The sequence below is a fragment of the Monashia sp. HAY1-2A genome, from assembly GCF_056755315.1.
The window spans coordinates 1-1185 of the sequence record NZ_JBNDHY010000306.1; the positions used below are offsets into that span (position 1 = coordinate 1).

General features: G+C 72.7%; 1 protein-coding gene. It reads left to right on the plus strand.

Annotated features, from left to right (window positions below):
* A partial coding sequence (locus ACPYOM_RS21995; protein WP_481347590.1) for a DUF559 domain-containing protein occupies positions 1-1185 on the plus strand: 1185 nt, incomplete at both ends.

Genomic DNA, 1185 nt, shown 5'->3' on the forward strand with positions numbered 1-1185 from the left:
CCCCCCCCCCTCACCACACAAACCCCCCCCCCCCAGATTACTACGCGTCTCGTGGGCTCGGAGATGTGTATAAGAGACAGTCACCGCGCAACTTCTCGTCCGCCGGCGGGCCGGGTGGCCGGACCGAACCGGCCGAACGGCTCCCAGGGCGCGTTTCCGAGGTTCGATCCGGCCACCGGACCCTGTGGAGGACGCGCTCGCGGCATCGACTCCGGGAGGCAGCATCGGCGCATGCGCGCGGTCAAGGCTCTGGTTCGGCTCGGCGGTACGGCGACCCGTCGGCAGCTGCGGTTGTCCGTGGTGCACTGGCGACACGTCGACGCGGCCCTCGACGCCGGCGTCGTGGTGCGCACGTCACGGGGCCGCTACTGCCTGGCCGGGACCGACGCGTCCCGCGCGGCCGCCCTCCGGCTCAGCGGAGCCGCATCGCACACGACGGCGGCGCTGCACTGGGGCTGGAAGGTGCGGATGGCGCCGCCGGAGCCGCATGTCACCGTGCGGGCCAAGCGAAGCCTGGTGGCGGGCGCGTCCGAGGGCGTGACCGTGCACTGGCGCGACCTCGACGCCGACGACGTCGCCGACGGCTGGGTGACGACGCCGGTCCGCACCCTCATCGACTGCTGCGTGGACCTGCCGTTCGCGGACGCGCTGTCGGTGGCCGACTCCGCGCGTCGCTCGGGCCTGGGGCCGCGAGAGGTCCTGGCCCGCAGCGCCTGGCTCCCCCGGCGCCAGCGGGACCGGGTGGCACGCGTCGTCGCTGCGTCGGATGCTCGAGCAGCCGGTCCGTTCGAGTCGTCGCTGCGGGCGATCGCCCTCGACGTGCCGGGGCTCGTCGTCGAACCCCAGACGCGGATCCGGTACGAGGACTTCTACGCCCGGGTCGACCTCGCGGACGAGGCTCTGCGGATCGTCCTCGAGGCCGACAGCCATGAGTTCCACGTCGAGCGCGGGGCCTTCGACCGGGACTGCCGGCGCTACAACGGCCTCGTCGTCCGCGGCTGGCTCGTGCTGCGGTTCACGTGGGAGCAGGTCATGTTCGAGCCGGGGGTCGTCAGACGTGTCCTCGAGGACGCGGTCGCCCTGCGGCGGGCCCAGGGCGTGCGTCGCCTGCGCTCGGGACGAGTGACCGGAACCAACCGGGTCCAAGGCTGTCTCTTATACACATCTGACGCTGCCGACGACGGA